Origin of the sequence: Streptomyces prasinopilosus (genome assembly GCF_001419695.1) — a bacterium.
Taxonomy (GTDB): Bacteria; Actinomycetota; Actinomycetes; order Streptomycetales; family Streptomycetaceae; genus Streptomyces; species Streptomyces prasinopilosus.
In genome coordinates this window covers 1-5,633 of record NZ_LIRG01000231.1, presented here as the reverse complement: position 1 = coordinate 5,633, position 5,633 = coordinate 1, and the positions used below count along the sequence as shown (strand labels likewise).

The 5,633-nt window shown below is 69.1% G+C and carries 11 protein-coding genes; 6 read left to right on the top strand and 5 right to left on the bottom strand.

What is annotated here, in order from left to right:
* The 5 genes from AOK18_RS11285 to AOK18_RS11265 form a co-directional block, all read right to left on the bottom strand.
* The coding region (locus AOK18_RS11285; protein WP_167738670.1) for a GIY-YIG nuclease family protein at positions 1 to 181 on the bottom strand (181 nt) is incomplete at its 3' end.
* Positions 178 to 1,215, bottom strand: coding sequence for a helix-turn-helix domain-containing protein (locus tag AOK18_RS11280; RefSeq protein WP_055694243.1), 1,038 nt, complete (start codon positions 1,213 to 1,215; stop codon positions 178 to 180). The genes AOK18_RS11280 and AOK18_RS11285, both read right to left, overlap by 4 nt.
* Positions 1,212 to 1,805 (bottom strand): HNH endonuclease, encoded by a 594-nt coding sequence (locus AOK18_RS11275; protein WP_055694242.1) that lies wholly within the window; start codon positions 1,803 to 1,805, stop codon positions 1,212 to 1,214. The genes AOK18_RS11280 and AOK18_RS11275 overlap by 4 nt, the downstream gene beginning before the upstream one ends.
* Positions 1,806 to 2,049: 244 nt before the next feature.
* Entirely contained in the window at positions 2,050 to 2,304 is a 255-nt protein-coding gene (locus AOK18_RS11270) for a hypothetical protein (RefSeq protein WP_055694241.1), read from the bottom strand.
* A gap of 213 nt (positions 2,305 to 2,517) precedes the next feature.
* Positions 2,518 to 3,249 (bottom strand): GntR family transcriptional regulator, encoded by a 732-nt coding sequence (locus tag AOK18_RS11265; protein WP_055694240.1) that lies wholly within the window; start codon positions 3,247 to 3,249, stop codon positions 2,518 to 2,520.
* A gap of 245 nt (positions 3,250 to 3,494) precedes the next feature.
* Here AOK18_RS11265 and AOK18_RS11260 point away from each other — a divergent pair, with 245 nt between their 5' ends.
* Genes AOK18_RS11260 through AOK18_RS11235 form a run of 6 tightly spaced genes read left to right on the top strand, consistent with a single transcriptional unit; the run spans position 3,495 to position 5,518 of the window.
* Positions 3,495 to 3,797, top strand: a complete 303-nt coding sequence (locus tag AOK18_RS11260; protein ID WP_055694239.1) for a hypothetical protein — start codon at positions 3,495 to 3,497, stop codon at positions 3,795 to 3,797.
* Positions 3,794 to 4,135, top strand: a complete 342-nt coding sequence (locus tag AOK18_RS11255; protein WP_055694238.1) for a hypothetical protein — start codon at positions 3,794 to 3,796, stop codon at positions 4,133 to 4,135. Before AOK18_RS11260 ends, AOK18_RS11255 begins: the two co-directional genes overlap by 4 nt.
* On the top strand, positions 4,132 to 4,350 hold the full coding sequence (locus AOK18_RS11250) for a hypothetical protein (protein ID WP_055694237.1): 219 nt from the start codon (positions 4,132 to 4,134) through the stop codon (positions 4,348 to 4,350). The genes AOK18_RS11255 and AOK18_RS11250 overlap by 4 nt, the downstream gene beginning before the upstream one ends.
* Positions 4,350 to 4,826 carry a hypothetical protein gene (locus AOK18_RS31820; RefSeq protein WP_055694236.1) on the top strand — a complete coding sequence of 159 codons (477 nt, stop codon included), beginning with the start codon at positions 4,350 to 4,352 and terminating at the stop codon, positions 4,824 to 4,826. The genes AOK18_RS11250 and AOK18_RS31820 overlap by 1 nt, the downstream gene beginning before the upstream one ends.
* A 60-nt stretch (positions 4,827 to 4,886) precedes the next feature.
* Positions 4,887 to 5,267, top strand: a complete 381-nt coding sequence (locus tag AOK18_RS11240; RefSeq protein ID WP_055694235.1) for a RapZ C-terminal domain-containing protein — start codon at positions 4,887 to 4,889, stop codon at positions 5,265 to 5,267.
* A gap of 38 nt (positions 5,268 to 5,305) precedes the next feature.
* Positions 5,306 to 5,518 (top strand): hypothetical protein, encoded by a 213-nt coding sequence (locus AOK18_RS11235; RefSeq protein ID WP_055694234.1) that lies wholly within the window; start codon positions 5,306 to 5,308, stop codon positions 5,516 to 5,518.
* The last annotated feature ends 115 nt before the right edge of the window (positions 5,519 to 5,633 follow it).

The following is a 5,633-nucleotide window of genomic DNA, read 5'->3' as shown; positions in this document are numbered from 1 at the left end:
GGTGCGGGCGGAAGGTGGAGTGCAGTCTCTCCTCGAGGGTCTTGTCGCCCTCGCCCGCCCACAGCACTGCCAGCGGTGCCGGGTTCCCGGTCTGAATCTCTCCGAGTCGCTTGGACGGCTTGCCCCCGGTGAAGCCGATCTTTACGACCGTGGAGCCCTTTTCTCCGATCACGTAGATCACGCCATCACGTCCTCTCGGCAGCGCGGGCAGTAGGCGGCTCCCGGTTCCGTCGGACGGCCGCACAGTCCGTCGTCGCCCTCGCATTCGCCAGCATGCTTGTGGGGCGCAACGGTATCGGCCGTCCACGCGTCCGGGGTGGGTGTCTCGGCGCGTTTGGAGAACGGCTCCCAGGCGGCCTGAGCGCTGTGCGGTACCGGGCCCGCCAGGGCCTGCTTCAGTCGACTGGAGACGATCGCACCCACCGTCGTGGTGATCTGGTCCGGCAGTGGGCGGCCCGCGATCACCTGCCGCAGCTGCTCCGGCGTCCAACCCTCCAGGAGCATGCCGGCCACGGCCATCCCCTGATCCTGGAGCGTCTTGCCCGTCAGCAGGAACTCCGGCTTCTCCGCCCCGATCGCCGACAGCAGGTCGACGCCGGGGTTCCTGCTGATCTGACTGGGAACCTTCGCCCCGTCCGTCCCTCCGTCCTGGCCCTCAGCCGACTCCGCGGGGACGGAAGGACGGCTAATGGTTCTACCTGAGGGATCACTAAGGGATTGCAGGTCAGATTGACCCGTGGCACAGGTCAATCTGACCTGACCGTCAGAGCAATCTGACCTGTGGTCCAGGTCAGATTGCTCTGTCCGCAGGTCAGAGCCCTGCGAGGGGTACAGGTCAGATTGAACTGTCCGCAGGTCAGAGTCGGTTTCCGAGGTGCTCGCGGGGGCGGGACCGTCGAACGACAGGCGCTCCACCTCGTTGTCGTCGTACGCCTTCCGCGGCCGGGCCATCGACGCCAGCAGCGGCAGATTCACCCGGGCCAGGTTGCTCGTCTCCGCCCGGCGCTCCGACTTCACCAGGTTCCGCCCGATCAGCTTCTTCTTCGTGCGGCGCACGGTGCTCACCGACGTCCCGGTGTCCTCGGCCAGGCGCTCCTCGCCGGGCCAGCAGTACCCGTGAGGGTCGGTGTAGTTCGTGTACGCCAGCAGGAGCAGCTTCTCGCCGCCGTCCAGGCCCTGCGCGGCGAACACCATCGCCATGTGCTCAACGCTCATGAGGTCACCTCGGAGCCTTCGACAGTGGCGTTCTTGCTGCTGTTGCATGAGCGACAAAGCGTTCGCAGGTTGTCGACGTTGTTAGTGCCCCCAAGGACCCACGGGTGGATGTGGTCCAGCGTGAGGTCGTCGGTGGCCCCGCAGCGCACGCACCGGTAGCCGTCACGCTCGTAGACGAACTGGCGCAGCGCCTCGGAGATCCCGGTCCGCTGCCTCTGCGGCCCCAGGACTGTGCCGAAGTCCTTCCTGCGCTGCCTGGGCGGAGCGTCGGAGAGGTCCGGTCGCGACTGCGGCGTCAGCGGCTCCTTGCCGCGCTTCTCGCGGTCAGCGTTGACCTGACCGACGTCCGGAAAGGCGGAGTAGGGGATGCACAGGTCGTACACCTTCGGGCGGCCGTGCGAGGCCGCACCCTGGTCCGCTTCCGTGATCAGACCGCGCTGCACCAACTTGCCCAGTCGCCGCTGAACTGTCTTGACGTCCACGCAAGCAACCGCGGCGATCTCCTTCCTGGAAAGCAGCGCCTGGGTTCCGTCGCTCAGGGCCGTTTCTGCTAGAGCGACCAGGATCAGGCGCTCTGCGGCGTCGGCCACTGGGGCGTTCTTGAGCGCCCACAGGAGAGGGAAAGCGGGGCTACCTGTCGACAAGCTGGATGGTGCCGGTACGCTCCTCATTAGGAGGACCTCACTTCTTTCCGGGGTGATCTTCCGAAGTCAGCGGGTGTCATCCGCTGGTTTTGCTTGAACGGTCGGCCCGAGGTAGCTGCGAACCTCCTCGGTGGCCGGCCGTTCTGCGTTCCCGGGCGCTGGGGCTGCGATCCCAGAACCCGTAACCTGCTCATGGCTCGGTCGGCGCGCGCAGGTCGCCGTTCTCGTCCAGACGGTTGTAGACGTCCCGGAAGAACTCCAGGAACGGTTCGGTGGCCATCAGCAGGGCGCCCGCGGCCTCCCCGTAGGGATGATCCTTGCCGGGGCCGAACGGCCAATGCTTCTCGTACCGCTCGGACGTGGCGATGTGCCGGACGCCCTCGCGGGTGATGCTCTTGACGATGCCCAGCCGGACGAGGAGTTCGGCGCCGGTCCCGAAGGTCACGGCAGGGGGCAGTCGGGTTTCCCCCGTGTTGTCGGGGTTACGCGGGCTCATCGGTAGCCACGCAATCTCGCACCGCTTCGCACCATGCGAAGCGAAGGCGATACGCTCATGACGGATCTCCTAGCGGGGATTCCCCACCGACGAAGATTTCGCAGGTCAGCGTCGTGTGGGGCGGCCGGCCGTGACCGCTGGTGCGGTCGGCCGTACTACTTCTTACTCCTGAGGACGCAGCGAAGTGGTCCACCGAAGGATCGTGGACCCCTCAGCAACCTTCACGGCCACCTCGACAACCCGGCCGTCTTCCAGCGTCACAGTGCGGACTACCTGAGTGACAACGACCTTGTCGGCGGTCAGTCCCAATGCCTCCTTCTCGGTCGCTGTCGCGTGCCGACTGGTGACCTCCTCCAGCACCTGATCCTGAGCCAGCCCCAGCCGCGACGCCGCGAGCTCCCGCGACGCGCCGGTGGACACCGGCTCCGCCAGTTCGGGGGTCACCGCTATCACGTAGGCCGGGTAATAGCTGCTGCTCAAGTGGACCGGGAGCCCGTTCCGGCTGACGACCCGACGGCGCACCTGCACCGGCGTCCCCGGGGGGACATCCAGCCGTGACGCCACCAGTTCGTCGGCGCCGGTCGTGCCGACTTCCAGGATGCGCGAGACCTCGCCGCCATCCAGAGCGCTACCGGTAGCCGCGTGCAGAGCCACCCTGGTGCCGATGTTGTTACTGGTAGGCGCAGCGACGATCGTCCCCACGCCGGGCTTCGCGAGTGTGAGCCCTTCCATCTTGAGAACCCGGTAAGCGCGGTTCACGGTCGTGTGCGCCACGCCGAATTGCTCGCTGGCCGCCTTGAAACTCGGCAGGGCGTCACCGGGCCTGAGCGTCCCGTCGCGGATCTGTCGGCGGAAGTGCTGAGCGATCTCCGGGTATCCGGGCGTTTCGCGCATGGTCGACCTCCTCTCTGTCGTTAGTTGCCGCGCTCCACGCGCGCAGCGGTACACCCCTGAGGGTAGTCGACAGATTCCTTCTCCGCTAGCACTAGCGCTACGAGCGCGAGGACGTTACATTGGGGTGGTCGGCAACGACGGCGGCCCCAGAAACGCCGAACGGCCCGGGTGGTTGGACACCCGGACCGCTCAGGGGCCCCGAAGAACCCGGCACATCGCTACCCGCCTTCACAGGAGCGACAGCCATGGAAAACCGTACCGGACGGGCGACCACGAGCCGCACCGCCACCACTCAGGCCGACGAGGCCCTGCGCCGCGTCACCGCCCAGCACATCGGCCCGCGCCGGCCGGGCGTCGTCTACTACGACGGTCCCCGCCTGGTCGAGGTCCGCGCCATCGTCACCGACCTCACCGAGGCTCGCCGGGTCCTGCGCCGGAACAGTGCCCGCTTCGCCGTCCTCATCCGTGACGTGCACGCCGGCACCGAGCACTACACCGGCGCCATCTGGACCGGCTCGGACCGTGTCCTGAAGGCGGTGGCGGCATGACCGGGCCGACCCGCATCGCCGACGCCGACATCCGCAACATGCTCGCCCGCCGTGCCGGCCTGACCCTGCTCCGCGGTCTGGCCGACCTCACCCGGCGTCTGCCGTCCCCGGACGGGCCGGCGCTGCGGGTCACGGTGACCGTCATCGCCACCGGCGAGGAGGTGGGCAGCGTGGACGTGGACGCCACGAACACCGACGACGTCGGTCACTTCGCGTCCCGGCGTGCCGAGACGTTCCGCGCGAAGACCACCCCCACCCCGGCGGCCGGCCTGGCCGTCGTCTCCGCCCCGGCCCCGGCCGGTACGCCCGTCCTGCGCCTGGTCGGAGGTGGCCGGTGATCCGGCAGCCCGCCTTCGAGACGATCCCGTCCGGCGAGTACTCCCCGGCCGCGGTCGCCCAGAACGACCCGCACCTGTACGCCGACGTCACCGACCTGTACGCCGCCATCGACCCCTGGTCGTACCTGGACGACGTCCTCACCTCCAGCGACCCCGACGCCGCGGCCGCCGCCTACGAGCAGATCGTCACCGGCGAGTGGGACGGGGAGCTGTGATGGCCGGCCCCGCCCCGATCGACGGGACCGAGCTGGGCGACCTGCTGGACGACCTGGTCGACGGCAGCAACGTGCACGCCGGTATCCGCCAGATCGCGTCCGGTATCCGCGCCATCGCCACCGACCCCCACCTCGACACCGCGGCCCTCCAGCTCCTCCTCGCCCAGCTCGCCGGCTCCTCCGACGGCCTGGACGTCACCGGAGCCATCGGCCACCTCATCGAGCACCTCACCGCCCACACCCCGGCCGTCCACGCCCTGGACGACGACCAGGCCAAGACGGTCGCCCGTCAGGGCTGGCTCACCCAGCACGCCCTCACCGACCCCGACCTCCGCGGCCCCGCCGCCACCGCCTGCGCCGCCCTCGACACCCGGAGGGAGGTGCCCCCCATGACCCGCCTCACCGACAAGGAACGAGAGGAGCTCAGCCGCAAGAACGCGGAGAAGAACAAGCAGTCCACCAACCGTCCCCGCTAACCCCCCGACCGGGGCCCGGACCCACCGGGCCCCACCCCATCCGAAAGGAGGAGACACCTGATGGCGACCGTGGAGATCATCTCCTTCGGCTACCTGCACGCTGCCGCACCCGAAGCCGACGTGACCGTCGACCTGCGACGGGCGTTCCGGGACCCGCACGTCGACCCCCGAATGCGGCAGCTCACCGGCCACGACCGGCCCGTGCAGCGGGCGGTACTCGGCACCGCAGGCATCCGGCCGCTCCTGAAAGCCACCGCCCAGCAGGTTCAGGCGTACGCCGAAGGCCCGTCCGCCGACCGGATCGTCATCGGGTCGGGCTGCGCCGGGGGCCGCCACCGGTCGGTGGTCTTCGCCGACCGGCTCGCCCGCCGGCTCCGCCGCCGCGGCCACACCGTCACCGTCACCCACCGCGACATCCACCTCCCCGTCGTACAGCGCTAACCACATCCAACCCGCCCAACAGATCGAAGGAGATCCCAATGGCTTCCTCCCGTCACTTCTTCAAGTCCACGCCGGCCAGCCAGGTGAAGGCCGAAGTCGAGGCCGACCTGAAGGCGTCCCGCGCGGCGCAGCGAGACCTCATGCAGGCCGGCCAGTACCGCATGGCCGGTCAGATGGCCGACGCGGTCGACGAGCACCTCGACGAGCTGAACGCCGTGAACAACGGCACTTGGAGGCCGCGCCACGCCTGACCCTCGACCGGTGTCCGGCCGCCGACATCCCCCCGGCGGCCGGACCCCACCCCCTCTGGCCGGTCCGGAGGCTGCACCTGCCGACAACCCCCATGCGGCAGGTGCCGCCTCCGGA

What these genes read in the sequence shown, in the direction of transcription:
- AOK18_RS11280 (WP_055694243.1), bottom strand. Translation starts at nt 1,215, where the DNA reads ATGAGCGTTGAGCACATGGCGATGGTGTTCGCCGCGCAGGGCCTGGAC.
- AOK18_RS11265 (WP_055694240.1), bottom strand. Translation starts at nt 3,249, where the DNA reads ATGCGCGAAACGCCCGGATACCCGGAGATCGCTCAGCACTTCCGCCGA.
- AOK18_RS11260 (WP_055694239.1), top strand. Translation starts at nt 3,495, where the DNA reads ATGGAAAACCGTACCGGACGGGCGACCACGAGCCGCACCGCCACCACT.
- AOK18_RS11255 (WP_055694238.1), top strand. Translation starts at nt 3,794, where the DNA reads ATGACCGGGCCGACCCGCATCGCCGACGCCGACATCCGCAACATGCTC.
- AOK18_RS31820 (WP_055694236.1), top strand. Translation starts at nt 4,350, where the DNA reads ATGGCCGGCCCCGCCCCGATCGACGGGACCGAGCTGGGCGACCTGCTG.
- AOK18_RS11240 (WP_055694235.1), top strand. Translation starts at nt 4,887, where the DNA reads ATGGCGACCGTGGAGATCATCTCCTTCGGCTACCTGCACGCTGCCGCA.
- AOK18_RS11235 (WP_055694234.1), top strand. Translation starts at nt 5,306, where the DNA reads ATGGCTTCCTCCCGTCACTTCTTCAAGTCCACGCCGGCCAGCCAGGTG.